This is a genomic window from Haemophilus parahaemolyticus (assembly GCF_018373095.1).
In the GTDB taxonomy this organism is placed as follows: domain Bacteria; phylum Pseudomonadota; class Gammaproteobacteria; order Enterobacterales; family Pasteurellaceae; genus Haemophilus_A; species Haemophilus_A parahaemolyticus_A.
Map to the genome: position 1 here is coordinate 14,564 of NZ_JAHAHT010000009.1, position 15,014 is coordinate 29,577.

At 41.0% G+C, this 15,014-nt stretch carries 13 protein-coding genes and 1 tRNA gene; 10 read left to right on the plus strand and 4 right to left on the minus strand.

Going from position 1 to position 15,014, the window contains the following annotated elements; translation table 11 throughout:
• The first annotated feature begins 38 nt into the window (after window positions 1-38).
• The 10 genes from KH943_RS02050 (at window position 39) to ilvC (ending at window position 12,141) form a co-directional block, all read left to right on the plus strand.
• Window positions 39-806 (plus strand): hypothetical protein, encoded by a 768-nt coding sequence (locus tag KH943_RS02050; RefSeq protein ID WP_304106881.1) that lies wholly within the window; start codon window positions 39-41, stop codon window positions 804-806.
• 26 nt (window positions 807-832) lie between these two features.
• Window positions 833-2,203 carry a UDP-N-acetylmuramate:L-alanyl-gamma-D-glutamyl-meso-diaminopimelate ligase gene (gene mpl / locus KH943_RS02055; RefSeq protein ID WP_304106884.1) on the plus strand — a complete coding sequence of 457 codons (1,371 nt, stop codon included), beginning with the start codon at window positions 833-835 and terminating at the stop codon, window positions 2,201-2,203.
• A gap of 28 nt (window positions 2,204-2,231) precedes the next feature.
• A complete protein-coding gene (locus KH943_RS02060; protein ID WP_304106887.1) occupies window positions 2,232-3,134 on the plus strand; it encodes a Slam-dependent surface lipoprotein in 903 nt (300 codons plus the stop codon).
• A gap of 225 nt (window positions 3,135-3,359) precedes the next feature.
• Window positions 3,360-5,126, plus strand: coding sequence for an L-fucose isomerase (fucI, locus tag KH943_RS02065; protein ID WP_304106890.1), 1,767 nt, complete (start codon window positions 3,360-3,362; stop codon window positions 5,124-5,126).
• A 178-nt stretch (window positions 5,127-5,304) separates the two neighbouring features.
• Complete coding sequence (gene fucK / locus KH943_RS02070; RefSeq protein WP_304106893.1) at window positions 5,305-6,738, plus strand: L-fuculokinase; 1,434 nt, start codon at window positions 5,305-5,307, stop codon at window positions 6,736-6,738.
• A 20-nt stretch (window positions 6,739-6,758) separates the two neighbouring features.
• Window positions 6,759-7,193, plus strand: coding sequence for an L-fucose mutarotase (fucU, locus tag KH943_RS02075; protein WP_005706417.1), 435 nt, complete (start codon window positions 6,759-6,761; stop codon window positions 7,191-7,193).
• Between the two features lie 61 nt (window positions 7,194-7,254).
• Window positions 7,255-7,902 carry an L-fuculose-phosphate aldolase gene (fucA, locus tag KH943_RS02080; RefSeq protein ID WP_005706398.1) on the plus strand — a complete coding sequence of 216 codons (648 nt, stop codon included), beginning with the start codon at window positions 7,255-7,257 and terminating at the stop codon, window positions 7,900-7,902.
• A gap of 42 nt (window positions 7,903-7,944) precedes the next feature.
• Window positions 7,945-9,231 (plus strand): L-fucose:H+ symporter permease, encoded by a 1,287-nt coding sequence (gene fucP / locus KH943_RS02085; protein ID WP_304106904.1) that lies wholly within the window; start codon window positions 7,945-7,947, stop codon window positions 9,229-9,231.
• A gap of 66 nt (window positions 9,232-9,297) precedes the next feature.
• The gene (fucO, locus tag KH943_RS02090; protein WP_304106907.1) at window positions 9,298-10,449 is read left to right on the plus strand and encodes a lactaldehyde reductase; all 1,152 of its coding nucleotides are present in this window, start codon (window positions 9,298-9,300) and stop codon (window positions 10,447-10,449) included.
• A 207-nt stretch (window positions 10,450-10,656) separates the two neighbouring features.
• Window positions 10,657-12,141 carry a ketol-acid reductoisomerase gene (gene ilvC, locus KH943_RS02095; protein WP_304106910.1) on the plus strand — a complete coding sequence of 495 codons (1,485 nt, stop codon included), beginning with the start codon at window positions 10,657-10,659 and terminating at the stop codon, window positions 12,139-12,141.
• A 70-nt stretch (window positions 12,142-12,211) separates the two neighbouring features.
• Here the strand turns inward: ilvC and KH943_RS02100 are convergent, their stop codons facing one another.
• The 4 genes from KH943_RS02100 to acpP form a co-directional block, all read right to left on the minus strand.
• Window positions 12,212-13,021, minus strand: a complete 810-nt coding sequence (locus tag KH943_RS02100; RefSeq protein ID WP_304106913.1) for a Cof-type HAD-IIB family hydrolase — start codon at window positions 13,019-13,021, stop codon at window positions 12,212-12,214.
• Window positions 13,022-13,108: 87 nt separating this feature from the next.
• Window positions 13,109-14,224, minus strand: coding sequence for an aspartate-semialdehyde dehydrogenase (gene asd / locus KH943_RS02105; RefSeq protein ID WP_304106916.1), 1,116 nt, complete (start codon window positions 14,222-14,224; stop codon window positions 13,109-13,111).
• Between the two features lie 228 nt (window positions 14,225-14,452).
• A tRNA-Thr gene (locus KH943_RS02110) sits at window positions 14,453-14,528 on the minus strand.
• A 150-nt stretch (window positions 14,529-14,678) separates the two neighbouring features.
• Window positions 14,679-14,912, minus strand: a complete 234-nt coding sequence (acpP, locus tag KH943_RS02115; protein WP_005707420.1) for an acyl carrier protein — start codon at window positions 14,910-14,912, stop codon at window positions 14,679-14,681.
• Window positions 14,913-15,014: the final 102 nt, after the last annotated feature.

The following is a 15,014-nucleotide window of genomic DNA, read 5'->3' on the forward strand; positions in this document are numbered from 1 at the left end:
AGGGCAAGGGAAAAGACACTTAAATTTCAAATAAAAATATGTTCAAAAAACTTTTAAACACAATTTTACTCACCGCCATTGGTGCAGGTTTAGGTGCAACAACTGCTTATTACCAACCTACGCAATGGCAAGTTCAAGCTCAATTTACCGCACCGCAAATGGCAGAATTAGGTAACTATTTCTCGCTATTCTCAACCTATGGATTAGTCAGTGGTGATGCAGAAGCTGTAGATATGAACAAAATGGAAAGCAAAGCCACTCAAGCGGCATTTGCACTTTTTTCGCAAAATTTAACCGCTAGCGAGCCTCGTATTGCCTTTTTAAGTCAGCAGCCAAGCGTGCAACAACGTGCCGAATTAGAAGGATTATCTGCAAAAACCTATGCAGAAAAATTAGCTCAAGGTTTTCAAAGCAGCGTGAATGGCGATGCGATAAATTTCAGTTTTTCCTCATATAATATTAACGATGTGGATAACTTATTTGTGGAATACTTAAAAAGCATAAATACAGCAACCCGCACTGCGTTGAATAACGAACTTATCAACAAATGGAAGGTATTATTTCAACAAGTCAAAACTGCGGCTGAGGCAAAATTAGATGTCTCTTGGGAAAATAAACTCAAAATGATGCAATCAGTTCAACCGCTAGACAATAACCTTGTTGCCTTCCACTTTGCGAAAAATGCGAGCTTAAATGCGATGCCGAAACCTTATCTGATTTTTGCAGGATTAGGAGCTATAGCGGGTTTTATAATGAGTTTGATTACGTTAGGGAATATGAGAAAGAAAAGTAAGGGATCTGAATAAATTATCTCAAAATAAAGAGGCTTTTAATGAACCAAAAACACATCCATATTCTCGGCATTTGTGGCACTTTTATGGGCGGCGTGGCAATGATCGCACGCGAGCTAGGTTACAAAGTGACAGGCTCAGACACTAATGTTTACCCACCAATGAGCACTTTTTTAGAAACACACGGCATTGAAATTATCCCTAATTACGATGTGGCTCAACTCCAACCCGCACCCGATTTAGTCGTGATTGGTAATGCAATGAGCCGCGGTAACCCTTGTGTGGAATATGTCTTAAATCATCAGCTTAATTATACTTCAGGCCCGCAATGGCTACACGATCATCTCCTTAAAGATCGCTGGGTGCTTGCTGTTTCAGGCACGCACGGAAAAACCACCACTACAGGAATGTTAGCGTGGATCTTAGATCAAAACCAAATCGACACAGGCTTTTTAATTGGTGGCGTTGCAGGCAATTTCGGTATTTCTGCACGTGCAGGCTCAAGCAAATTCTTCGTAATTGAAGCGGACGAATACGATTCCGCCTTCTTCGACAAGCGGTCGAAATTCGTGCATTATTCGCCAAGAACCCTGATCATCAATAATATCGAGTTCGATCACGCTGACATTTTTGACGACTTACACGCGATTCAACGCCAATTCCATCATCTTATTCGCACCATTCCAAGCGAAGGGCGTATTTTGGCAGCAAGCAGCGATCAAAACGTACAAGATACACTTAAAATGGGTACATACAGTGAAGTGCAAGCGATTGGCGAAGGTAAAGAGTGGTTTGCTAAACCATTGAATGCCGATTACTCACAATTTGAGGTTTACCATTTTGGTGAGAAAGCAGGCGAAGTGCATTGGAATATCATCGGTTACCACAATATGCACAATGCATTGATGGCAATTGCCGCTTCACAACACGCAGGTGTGAGCATTGAAGGGGCTTGCAAAGCATTAGGTTCATTCATCAATGCTAACCGCCGATTGGAAGTAAAAGGCGAAGTAAATGGCATCACTGTTTATGATGATTTTGCCCACCACCCAACCGCAATTGAAGCCACAATCGATGCACTTCGTGGCAAGATTGGCAAAGATGCCCGTATTATTGCGGTGTTAGAACCTCGTTCAAACACAATGAAAATGGGCGTGCATAAAGATGACATTGCACCAAGCCTACACGATGCACAAGCGGTCTTTATTTATCAGCCTGATACCATTCTTTGGAAAGTGAGCCAAATCACTGGTGCATTAATCCAACCAGCAAAATGGTCGGCAAGCATTGATAAGTTAGTTGAAATGATTGTCCAAGAAGCAAAAACAGGCGATCATATTTTAGTGATGAGCAACGGTGATTTTGGAGGTATTCATAATAAATTGATGGTAAAATTACAAGGTAAAAATTAAGTTCATTTTTTATTTGAGAGGATTAATTATGTCTATTTCGAAACGTGCTTTAGCAAAATTTACGTTAACCACTTTAGCCGTATTAACTTTAGCCGCATGCGGCAGCGGTGGAGGTAGCGGTGGCGGTAGTACTTCTTCTAACGTAAAAAATACAATTACTGAAACTGTAGCAAATAAGTTACCAAATTCAGTTTCTTCTACAACAGCTAAACTTTTAGGTAATGATGCAACATCTAAAACAGAGAAGAAAACTGAGCCTGAGAAAGATAAGATTACAGGTTATCGTTATGAGGGATACGATACTTTTATTCCTTGGTCACAAGATAGTCAAAATATTAATGTCTTAAAAGTGTGGGGAACAGAGATTACACTTGTTGATCCATCTCAGACTCAAGAAAACGGCTGGTTAAAAGGTGCTAACTCAAAAGAGACAGGGCTAACAAACAAAGTTATTGGTGGTAATTTACAAGATGCTCGTTATGGCGTAGTTATAAATCGTGATGAAAGCGTAGCTTTTGTTCAAGGTAAGGCGACAGATGTAAATAATATTCCGACTACTGGCTTGGCTAAATATGAAGGTCAGCATGTTATTAATGCTGAAAATATTAATGCTGAAAATAAAGATGTACAAAAAGCAAAATTTGGATATCAGACAGGAAAAGCTGTCATTGATGTAAATTTTGATAATAAAACACTGACTGGGGCTTTAGAAATTCCACAACAAGGACAATCAGATTATTTAGCTTTCTCAGCTAATATTTCTGGCAATAGTTTTAGCAATAGATCTTTTGGAAATAATGACATTCAAGTAGACGGTAAATTTTATGGCGAGCATGCTGATGAGATGGCAGGCATTTACCGTACAGAAAAGAAATTCTCTGGAGCATTTGGAGCTAAAAAAGTTGAAAAATCAGAACAGCCAGAAAAATAATTTTATAGTTAAACATATCTAGCCTATAGCATTTAAATGCCCGTTTCCGCCATTTTGGAGCGAAAACGGGCATTCGTTTTTTTATCTCCTCCACCTAAAAGCGGTTATTTTTGTGATCTTGCTCACAGAACTGAACATAAAATCGCGTTTTTCTTCAAAAAAGCCTTTCCCTGTGAATAATAAAAAACAGAAATTTTCTTTATTCAACCAATCAGGAGAAATGCTATGACTGCTTTGAAATCCACTCCCGTGAAAATTGGTATCCGCCCAACCATCGACGGTCGCCGTTTAGGAGTGCGTGAATCACTCGAAGATCAAACAATGAATATGGCGAAAGCTGTGGCGAAATTGATTAGTTCAGAAGTTCGTCATACTAATGGCGATTTCGTGGAATGCGTAATCGCAGACAGCTGCATCGGTGGCGTGGCAGAATCTGCCGCTTGTGCCGAAAAATTTAAACGTGAGAATGTCGGTGCGGTGATTACGGTAACCCCTTGCTGGTGCTATGGTTCTGAAACCATTGATATGGATCCACACACACCAAAAGCGATTTGGGGTTTCAATGGTACAGAACGCCCAGGGGCAGTTTATTTAGCAGCAGCCCTTGCTGGTCATAACCAACTTGGTTTACCTGCTTTCTCTATTTACAGCCACGAAGTGCAAGAAGCAGACGACCAAACTATTCCAGCGGATGTGCGTGAAAAATTATTACGTTTTGCCCGTGCTGGTTTAGCTGTGGCAACTTTACGCGGTAAATCTTACCTCTCTATCGGATCTGTTTCGATGGGTATCGCAGGTTCTATTGTGAACCAACCATTCTTCCAAGAATACTTAGGTATGCGTAACGAATACGTGGATATGTCTGAAATTACCCGCCGTATTGACCGTGGCATTTACGACCATGAAGAATACGAACTTGCACTTGAATGGGCTAACGAATACTGCATTGACGGCGTTGATGTAAACGCACCAGAAAATCAAATGACTGCGGAAGAAAGAGCGGAGTTACGTAAAACTTTAGTCAAAATGACCATCATCGCACGCGATTTAATGGTCGGCAATCCAAAACTTGCTGAACTTAACTTTGGCGAAGAAGCGTTAGGCCACAATGCGATTGCAGCAGGTTTCCAAGGTCAACGCCATTGGACAGACCATCGTCCAAATGGCGACTTTATGGAAGCGATGTTGAACTCAACTTACGACTGGAATGGCGTACGTCCTCCATACATTCTTGCCACTGAAAATGACAGCTTAAATGCCGTAAATATGTTGTTCGGTAACCTTTTAACTGGTCAAGCTCAAATCTTTGCTGACGTACGTACTTACTGGAGTGAAGACTCTGTAGAACGTGTAACTGGCTGGCGCCCAGAAAATGGTTTCATTCACTTAATCAACTCTGGTTCTGCCGCATTAGATGGCACAGGTCAACACCAAGACAAAGATGGCAATCCTGTAGTGAAACCAGCTTGGGAAGTGACTGAGGCAGACGGCAAACGCTGCTTAGAAAATACGCGTTGGTGCCCTGCTGTGTATGAATACTTCCGTGGGGGCGGTTTATCTTCTCAATACCTCACCAAAGGTGGTATGCCATTTACCATGCATCGCATTAACTTTGTCAAAGGTGTAGGCCCTGTTCTTCAAATTGCAGAAGGTTGGTCAATCGAGTTACCTGAAAATGTACACGACATCTTAAATAAACGTACCAATGAAACTTGGCCAACCACTTGGTTCGTGCCTCGTCTAAATGGTAAAGGTGCATTCAAAGATGTGTATTCTGTGATGGCAAACTGGGGTGCAAATCACTGTGTAGCCACTTACGGACACGTTGGTGCAGACTTGATTACCTTAGCTTCAATGCTTCGTATTCCAGTTAATATGCATAACGTGGAAGAAAAAGATGTCTTCCGTCCAAGTGCATGGAATATGTTTGGTCAAGATAAAGAAGGCCAAGACTACCGTGCTTGTGCGAACTTTGGACCGCTTTATAAATAACGCAAGCGGTAAAAATTTGCGTATAAATTGCAAATTTCCTCGAATGGAGGAAATTTGAAAAGATGCTACTTAAACGATGAGGTTGAATTTTCTGCCAAATCTCTCCCCCTCTTTGCTAAAGAGGGGGAAGAGAGCGGAGTAATAAGTAGCATCACATTTCAGAATTCAGGAGATAACCATGGCAATTGCATTTATCTTCGACTGTGGTGCAACCAACCTTCGCACCATTGCTATTGATGATACAGGGAAGATTTTAAGTGCTCACCATCTACCCAATAACACTCAACCTGGGGTAGAAAATCCAGATTATCACATCTGGGCGATTGATGAAATTTGGGGCAAATTGCTCACCTGTGCGAAACAAACCTTAGCGGAATTAAGCCCAGAACAACGTCAGCAAATTGTGGGCATTTCCGTGACCACCTTTGGTGTGGATGGTGCGTTATTTGACAAACAGGGCAACCAACTTTATCCGATTATTTCGTGGAAATGCCCACGTACCTTGCCAATTATGACAAGCCTCGCAAATTACATTGATGTAGAAAAACTTTATCAACGTAATGGTGTAGGACATTACAGCTTTAATACCCTATTCAAACTGTTATGGCTTAAACAGTATCAACCTGAGGTTTATGCCAAAGCAAATAGTTTTATGTTTATTTCGTCTATCTTGACCTACCGTTTAACAGGCGTGCAAAGCACAGACCGCACAATGGCAGGAACTTCTATGATGACTTGTATTGAGCAAGACGCTTGGGACGACGAAGTATTGAATTTATTGGGCTTGAGCAAAGAGCATTTCCCACCAATGAAAAGTGCAGGTGAGGTCATTGGCGGATTAAAAGCGGATCTTGCTGTTGAGTTAGGCTTGAGTGCTGATATTCCCGTGATTTCTTGCGGACACGATACTCAATTTGCGATTTTTGGATCAGGAGCAGATTATAACCAACCTGTTTTAAGCTCGGGTACTTGGGAAATTTTGATGGCTCGTACCCAACAGGCAAAACCAGAATGGCAATTTGCTCAACACGGTTTAACGATTGAATTTGATAGTCAAGCGGGTTGCTTCAATCCTGGTGTGCAATGGGTAGCTTCAGGCATTATGGAATGGCTCGGCAAACGCTTCTTTACTGAAGTGGCAGGTACGGATGCTTATTATCGTACGATGATTGATGAAGCTCGTGCAATTCCTGCGGGGGCAAATGGCGTAAAACTGATTGGGAATTTTGATGGCACAACCAATCAAATGGGATCAATCGTTGGGCTTTCAATGCATACCAAACGAGGAGAAATTTACCGTGCAGGTCTGGAATATATGGCTTACCGCCTAAAAGATGGCTTACAGCTCTTGCAAAAAGTAGGCAACTTCAATGCTGAAAGTTTAATTTGCGTAGGTGGTGGTTCGAAAAATGCACTTTGGAATCAAATCCGTGCTGATGTGCTGAATTGTCCAGTTGATGTGGTGGATTTCCCAGAAACCACGGTTTTAGGTGCAGCGATGTTTACTTTCTTTGGTGCGGGTAGATTTGGCTCACCGCTCGAAGCTCAACAAGCGATGCGACCAACTGTTACAAGGATTGAGCCGTCAGAAAACAGCCAGTATTACAAATAAATAATAAAAGGAGACATTCTATGTTAAAAGGTATCCACCCCGCAATTTCCCCAGAATTATTAAAAATTTTGGCTGAAATGGGACACGGGGACGAATTGGTCCTTTCTGATGCTCACTTTCCAGCACATCAATTACATCACAAAGTAATTCGTGCTGATGGTGTTGACATCCCCACTTTATTGCTTGGCATTACTCCGCTGTTTGAATTCGACCAATACGTTGAAGCACCATTAGCAATGATGCAAGCGGTAGAAGGAGATAGCCTCGATCCAAGCGTAGAAGCTCGTTATTTAGAAGCTATCAAAAAAATTAACGGCACTGCACCAAAAGTAGAACGCGTCGAACGCTTTGCTTTTTATGAGCGTGCTAAAAAAACTTATGCCGTTGTAATCACAGGCGAAACTGCCAAATATGGCAATGTGATTATTAAGAAAGGCGTTACGCCTGTGGAATAACCCTACAAGCGGTTAAAAATCTTAGAAATTTTACTAATCTTACAATAAAAAGGTGAATCAAATGAACAGACTAGAACTTTCTCAAAAAATTATTGATACCTGTATGGAAATGACACGTCTTGGTTTAAACCAAGGTACTGCAGGAAATGTGAGTGTGCGTTATAAAGACGGTATGCTTATTACCCCAACAGGTAAACCTTACGAACTTACTAAACCTGAAGACATCGTTTACGTAGATAAAAACGGTAAACACGAAGAGGGAAAATTACCTTCAAGTGAATGGCAATTCCACCTAGCGGCGTATGAAGCACGCCCAGAAGCGAATGCAGTAGTACATAACCACGCGAAAAACTGTGCAGGGCTTTCTATTCTCGAAAAACCGATTCCGCCCATTCACTATATGATTGCAGTTGGTGGTACAGATCATATCCCTTGCGTGCCTTATGCTACTTTCGGTACACATCAATTGGCTGATTATGTGCGTGAAGGGATTAAAGAAAGCAAAGCGATTTTACTTTCACACCACGGTTTAATTGCGTGTGAGTCTAACCTTGATAAAGCGTTATGGCTTGCTCACGAAGTAGAAGTGTTGGCAACGTGGTATTTGCAACTGTTATCGACAGGCTTAGATATTCCGCTACTCAGCAAAGAGCAAATGGCGGTTGTGCTTGAAAAATTTAAATCTTACGGATTACGTATTGAAGAATAATCCTAGCTGAAATCATACCCATTCAATATGAGGAAACATATTATGAGTGCTAAAGTTTTAGAAAAGAAATTCCTTGTTCCCTTCATTTTAATTACGAGCTTATTTGCCCTTTGGGGATTTGCGAATGATATTACCAACCCAATGGTTGCCGTATTCCAAACTGTAATGGAAATCCCTGCCTCTGAAGCGGCACTTGTGCAATTTGCCTTCTATGGTGGTTACGGCACAATGGCAATCCCAGCTGCACTTTTTGCTAGCCGTTATAGTTATAAAGCTGGCATTATGTTGGGCTTAGTTCTTTATGCAATCGGGGCATTTTTATTCTGGCCTGCCGCAAAATATGAAGTGTTTAATTTCTTCTTAATTTCACTTTATATCTTAACTTTCGGCTTGGCTTTCTTAGAAACCACAGCAAATCCTTATATTCTTGCAATGGGTGATCCTCAAACCGCAACGCGTCGTTTGAATTTTGCACAATCTTTCAACCCACTAGGCTCAATTACAGGGATGTTCGTTGCCTCTCAATTAGTACTGACTAATTTAGAATCAGACAAACGCGATGCGGCAGGTAACTTAATTTTCCATACACTTTCAGAAGCCGAAAAAATGGGTATTCGTACTCATGACTTAGCTGAAATTCGCGATCCTTATGTTGCGTTAGGTTTCGTTGTGGTTACCGTGCTTATCATCATCGGCCTTTATAAAATGCCATCAGTAAAAGTAGAAGAAGGTGCTCGTATCTCATTTAAAGAATCTTTTGGTCGCTTAATTCAAAGAGCAAAATATCGTGAAGGTGTGATTGCACAAGTATTCTATGTGGGTGTGCAAATTATGTGCTGGACATTCATCGTACAATACGCTGAGCGTTTAGGTTTCACTAAATCGGAAGGTCAAAACTTTAACATTATCGCGATGGGTATCTTCATTGTGAGCCGTTTTGTCAGCACCAGTTTAATGAAATATCTTAAAGCTGAATTTATGTTAATGCTCTTTGCTATCGGCGGATTCTTCAGCATCTTAGGTGTCATTTTCATCGACGGAGTATGGGGCTTATATTGCTTAATCTTAACTTCAGGCTTTATGTCTCTTATGTTCCCAACTATCTACGGTATCGCTTTAGATGGCTTGAAAGAAGAATCAACTTTAGGTGCAGCAGGTTTAGTCATGGCGATTGTGGGCGGTGCGTTAATGCCACCACTACAAGGTATGATCATTGACCAAGGTGTTGTTATGGGTATCCCAGCTGTAAACTTCTCATTCATCTTACCACTTATCTGTTTTGTGATGATTTCAATCTACGGTTACAGATGCTGGAAAGTCTTAAAATAAATTTCTGATGGCACAGGATGTGCCATCAGTCCCTCTTCTTTAATTTGTAAAATCATGGAGTCTATTATGGCTAATCGAATCATTCTTAATGAAACCAGTTATCATGGTGCAGGCGCGATTGGACATCTTGTTGATGAAGTACGCAGTCGCCAATTCAAAAAAGCTTTTGTTGTGACTGACAAAGAATTAGTGAAATTCAAAGTTGTCGAGAAAGTTACCCGCTTGTTAGATGAAGCAGGATTACCTTACGAGATCTTTGATGAAGTCAAAGCTAATCCAAGCGTAGAGGTGATTAAGCAAGGCGTAGCAAAATTTAAAGCCAGCGGTGCGGATTATTTAATTGCTATTGGTGGCGGTTCACCAATTGATAGCTCAAAAGCGATTGGGATTATTATCGACAACCCTGAATTTAGTGACGTATTATCACTGGAAGGTGTAGCGCCAACGCGTAATAAATGTGTACCGATTATCGCTATTCCAACTACCGCAGGGACTGCAGCTGAAGTGACAATTAACTATGTTATTACCGATGAAGAGAAAAAACGCAAATTCGTTTGTGTTGACGTGCATGATGTGCCCATCGTTGCATTAGTCGATCCAGAAATGATGGAAAGTATGCCAAAAGGTTTAACTGCAGCAACTGGTATGGATGCCTTAACTCACGCCATCGAAGGTTATACTACCAAAGCTGCTTGGGCATTAACCGATGCATTACACTTAGAAGCAATCCGCTTGATCTCTAGCTCCTTACGTGGTGCGGTGGCTAATACCAAAGAAGGCCGAGAAGGTATGGCACTCGGTCAATATGTTGCAGGTATGGGCTTCTCAAATGTGGGATTAGGTATTGTACATAGTATGGCTCACCCTCTTTCTGCCTACTACGACACACCACACGGCATTGCAAATGCAGTGTTATTACCTTATGTTCTAGCATTCAATGCACCGGCAACAGGTGAGAAATTCCGAGAAATTGCACGCGCAATGGGCGTTAAAGGCGTTTATGACATGAGCCAAGAAGAGTATCGTCAAGCTGCTATTGATGCAGTAAAACAACTCTCGCATGATGTTGGCATTCCAGAAAAATTACATATGATTGGTGTGAAAGAGGAAGATTTAGTGTCCCTTTCTCAAGATGCACTGAAAGATGTATGCACAGGCGGCAATCCGCGTGATTGCACAGCAGAAGAGATCCTAGAAATCTACAAAACAGCTTTTTAAGTAGAACTATAATAAAAACTTAACTCCGTATTGCCCGATTGTTTGTCGTGTTTGAATAATCGGGCTTTTTTGTGTGCTGATAAATTTTCAGTATTTAGTTGCAAAAAATGCAATATAAAATCTCAATAATATCAATTTACGCAATAAAATGATTGAACTATACTGCGTCCAACTTAAACAACCCCATTTTAAAGAAGGAATGCAAATATGGCTCATAACTATTTCAATACATTAAATTTACGTCAAAAATTAGACCAATTAGGTCGCTGCCGTTTTATGGATCGCAGCGAATTCGCAGATGGTTGCGAAGTATTAAAAGGTAAAAAAATCGTGATCGTGGGTTGCGGTGCACAAGGTTTAAACCAAGGTTTAAATATGCGTGATTCTGGCTTAGATATCGCTTACGCATTACGTGCTGAAGCGATTGCAGAAAAGCGTGCATCATTCCAACGTGCAACAGAAAACGGCTTTAAAGTTGGCACTTACGAAGAGTTAATTCCAACCGCAGATTTAGTGATCAACTTAACGCCAGACAAACAACACTCTAAAGTGGTGGCTGACGTTGTGCCTTTAATGAAACAAGGTGCAGCATTCGGTTATTCACACGGTTTCAACATTGTTGAAGTAGGCGAAGAGATCCGTAAAGACATCACTGTGGTGATGGTAGCACCAAAATGCCCAGGTACAGAAGTGCGTGAAGAGTACAAACGTGGTTTCGGTGTACCAACATTAATCGCAGTTCACCCTGAAAACGACCCACAAGGCGAAGGCTTAGCGATTGCAAAAGCGTGGGCATCAGCAACAGGCGGCGACCGTGCGGGCGTGTTAGAATCTTCATTCGTGGCAGAAGTAAAATCTGACTTAATGGGTGAGCAAACCATTCTTTGCGGTATGTTACAAGCAGGTTCAATCGTGTGCTACGACAAATTAGTGGCAGACGGTAAAGATCCAGCATACGCAGGCAAATTAATCCAATACGGTTGGGAAACCATCACTGAAGCGTTAAAACAAGGTGGCATCACGCTAATGATGGATCGCTTATCAAACAGTGCAAAAATCCGTGCCTTTGAATTAGCAGAGCAAATCAAAGAGCAATTAAACTTCTTATACTTAAAACATATGGATGATATTATCAGCGGTCACTTCTCTGCAACAATGATGGCAGACTGGGCGAATGGCGACAAAGATTTATTCGCATGGCGTGAAGCAACAGGTAAAACTGCCTTTGAAAATGCACCAAAAGCTGACGGTATCAAAATTTCTGAACAAGAATACTTCGATAACGGTGTGGTGATGATTGCAATGGTAAAAGCGGGCGTAGAAATGGCGTTCGATGCAATGGTAGCAAGCGGTATCTACGAAGAATCTGCATACTATGAGTCATTACACGAATTACCACTTATCGCAAACACAATCGCACGTAAACGTTTATATGAAATGAACGTGGTAATTTCAGACACGGCAGAATACGGTAACTACTTATTCGCAAACGTAGCAACCCCAATTCTTGCAGAGCAATTAATCCCAACTTTACAAAAAGGTGATTTAGGCGAACCAACACCAACCGTTGAAATCGATAACGTTTACTTACGCGATATCAACAACGCAATTCGCAATCACCCAGTAGAATTAATCGGCGAAGAATTACGCGGTTATATGACTGATATGAAACGTATTGCTGTAGCAGGTTAATCCAATCAGTAATATATTCTAGAAAAACCACCGCTTGTCGTGAGACAAGCGGTGGTTTTTAATATTCGCATTAAATCACACCCAAAGTTTCCAATGCATACAAAATCCCGTCTTCACGAATATCTTTGGTGACAAAATCCGCCAATGGTTTGAGTTCTGGCTCAGCATTGCCCATTGCTACGCCAAAACCAACAGTATCCAACATTTCCATATCATTTAAACCATCACCAAATGCCATTGCATTCTCAATGTTAAAGCCAAAATAGTTGATTACATCTTGAATACCACGAGCTTTAGAGTTGTCTTTAAGCAAAATATCTACCGCATTTTCATTCCAGCGCACTGCTTTTAAATCTGAACCCAATACGCCTGCATCTATCACTTCTTGTGTTTGTTCTTCGGGATAATACGCCAGCATTTGCACGGTGGTATCTTTAAGATAAAACTTCGGATCAACGATGTAATCTTTAGTAATCGGAGAAGTAGCATTCCAAACTATCTCGCTGTTTTCCGACACAGCAATTGCGTTACGGCTAACAAAAGCGTAAGCAATGCCCAATTTTTCCAGTTTTTCGACCGATTGTTGAATACGTTGCACGCTTAAGCGGTAATCTGAAATCTGCTTGCTTTGGTAAAGATTATCTTGCCCGTTAATAGTCACAAAAAGCTCAAACCCATTTTCGTTCATCAAAGGCTTAAGTGCTTCAGGGAAGCCGTCATAGTTTCGCCCAGTAGCAATAGCAGGAATAATGCCCTTCGCTTTGAGGCGTGGAAGTACCTGTTCCGTAACTGAAGTAGGAATACGAGCTTCGTCTTTGATGTAAAGGGTGTAGTCGATGTCGAAAAAGACAATTTTAATGGGGGCTGTTGGTTTTTTCATAAGATGAGTTGAATGATAAAAGCGGTAGAATCTTGTTGAGCGTTTGCAAACTGCTCATCAAAATCTACCGCTTGTTGCGAGGAGAAATTATTTAATTAATTGAACCAAAATACGACGTACAGGCTCTGCTGCACCCCATAATAATTGGTCGCCTACTGTGAAAGCAGCTAAGTATTCAGGTCCCATTGCCAATTTGCGAAGTCGTCCCACTGGCACGCTTAATGTACCTGTTACTTTCGCAGGGGTTAATTCGCGTAATGTGGTTTCTTTGTCGTTTGGAATCATTTTTACCCATTCGTTGTGTGAAGCGATGATTTGCTCAATTTCCGCTAATGGTAAATCTTTTTTGAGTTTGATGGTGAACGCTTGGCTGTGGCAACGTAATGCACCGATACGAACGCATAAACCATCCACAGGAATTGGGTTATCACTTAAACCAAGAATTTTGTTGGTTTCTGCATAGCCTTTCCACTCTTCCTTGGTTTGTCCGCTTTCTGGTAATAATTTGTCGATCCAAGGAATTAAGCTACCGCCTAATGCCGCACCAAAGTTTTCTGTTGGGAAGCTGTCAGAACGCATTTCAGCCGTCACTTTACGTTCAATATCTAAAATTGAAGAAGCTGGATTTGCTAATTCATCTTTCACGGCATCACGCAATAAGCCCATTTGTGAAAGCAATTCACGCATATTTTTCGCACCCGCCCCAGAAGCCGCTTGGTAGGTTGCAACAGAGATCCATTCCACTAAATCTTTTTCGAATAAACCACCGATTGCCATTAACATCAGGCTCACTGTGCAGTTCCCCCCCACAAAGGTTTTCACGCCGTTTTTCAAGCCTTCAGAAATAACGTGTTGGTTCACTGGGTCTAATACGATGATCGCATCTTTTTCCATACGAAGGGCAGATGCGGCATCAATCCAGTAGCCATTCCAGCCTGCTGCACGTAATTTTGGATAAACCTCGTTGGTATAATCACCACCTTGGCAGGTGACAATAATGTCTAATTTTGCTAACTCTTCAATATCGAATGCGTTTTTTAATTCGCCCGCTTCTTTACCTGCAAAAACAGGGGCTTTTTGACCCGCTTGTGAAGTAGTGAAGAAAACAGGGTTGATGTTTGCGAAATCATTTTCTTGAACCATACGATCCATTAACACAGACCCTACCATTCCACGCCAACCGATAAAACCGACATTTTGCATTGTGTTGCTCCTGAATAATTAAATAAATGTTGTTTTGAGTGATAGCTTGCATAAATACAAGATTTTTGATGAAAATGCAATGCAAAAATGTAATGTGGAGGGATTTTTTCTATTTGAGGTGCAAGCGGTAAGATTTTGCAAAAGATTGGAGAAATTTCAGCGCTTATTTTTATTCAAATATTTAGGAAAGAAAAGGTTGATAAATAAAAAGGAATTATTATTAGAAAATGGTGCCGACTACCGGAATCGAACTGGTGACCTACTGATTACAAGTCAGTTGCTCTACCTACTGAGCTAAGTCGGCATTGAGGTGTTAATTGGAATGTTGTGATTACAACGAAGGCGAATTATAAGGATTTTAGTTAATGTTGCAACCTTTTGAGATTTAATCGCTTAAAAAATGAAAAGATTTAGGCAATAAATAAGGCGGTTTAAAACCGCCTTATTTGTAGAATTATGCGTTAGCTTTTGTCACGTAGTCAATCGCTGATTGAACTGTTGTGATTTTTTCAGCTTCTTCATCAGGAATTTCGATATCGAATTCTTCTTCTAAAGCCATTACTAATTCAACGGTGTCTAAAGAGTCAGCACCTAAATCTTCGATGAATGAAGCTTCAGGTTTAACTTGTGCAGCGTCTGCACCTAATTGATCAACGATAATTTTTTTTACGCGTTCTTCAATGCTCATTTTTGGTTTCCTATATAAAATCGCGAATGCGAGAGTTAAGTAGTGTAATCGAAATTTTGTTTAATGCAACCTAAAAGAGATAGGTCGAACCAGACACCATTA

What these genes read in the sequence shown, in the direction of transcription:
- KH943_RS02050 (WP_304106881.1), top strand. Translation starts at nt 39, where the DNA reads ATGTTCAAAAAACTTTTAAACACAATTTTACTCACCGCCATTGGTGCA.
- mpl (WP_304106884.1), top strand. Translation starts at nt 833, where the DNA reads ATGAACCAAAAACACATCCATATTCTCGGCATTTGTGGCACTTTTATG.
- KH943_RS02060 (WP_304106887.1), top strand. Translation starts at nt 2,232, where the DNA reads ATGTCTATTTCGAAACGTGCTTTAGCAAAATTTACGTTAACCACTTTA.
- fucI (WP_304106890.1), top strand. Translation starts at nt 3,360, where the DNA reads ATGACTGCTTTGAAATCCACTCCCGTGAAAATTGGTATCCGCCCAACC.
- fucK (WP_304106893.1), top strand. Translation starts at nt 5,305, where the DNA reads ATGGCAATTGCATTTATCTTCGACTGTGGTGCAACCAACCTTCGCACC.
- fucU (WP_005706417.1), top strand. Translation starts at nt 6,759, where the DNA reads ATGTTAAAAGGTATCCACCCCGCAATTTCCCCAGAATTATTAAAAATT.
- fucA (WP_005706398.1), top strand. Translation starts at nt 7,255, where the DNA reads ATGAACAGACTAGAACTTTCTCAAAAAATTATTGATACCTGTATGGAA.
- fucP (WP_304106904.1), top strand. Translation starts at nt 7,945, where the DNA reads ATGAGTGCTAAAGTTTTAGAAAAGAAATTCCTTGTTCCCTTCATTTTA.
- fucO (WP_304106907.1), top strand. Translation starts at nt 9,298, where the DNA reads ATGGCTAATCGAATCATTCTTAATGAAACCAGTTATCATGGTGCAGGC.
- ilvC (WP_304106910.1), top strand. Translation starts at nt 10,657, where the DNA reads ATGGCTCATAACTATTTCAATACATTAAATTTACGTCAAAAATTAGAC.
- KH943_RS02100 (WP_304106913.1), bottom strand. Translation starts at nt 13,021, where the DNA reads ATGAAAAAACCAACAGCCCCCATTAAAATTGTCTTTTTCGACATCGAC.
- asd (WP_304106916.1), bottom strand. Translation starts at nt 14,224, where the DNA reads ATGCAAAATGTCGGTTTTATCGGTTGGCGTGGAATGGTAGGGTCTGTG.
- acpP (WP_005707420.1), bottom strand. Translation starts at nt 14,912, where the DNA reads ATGAGCATTGAAGAACGCGTAAAAAAAATTATCGTTGATCAATTAGGT.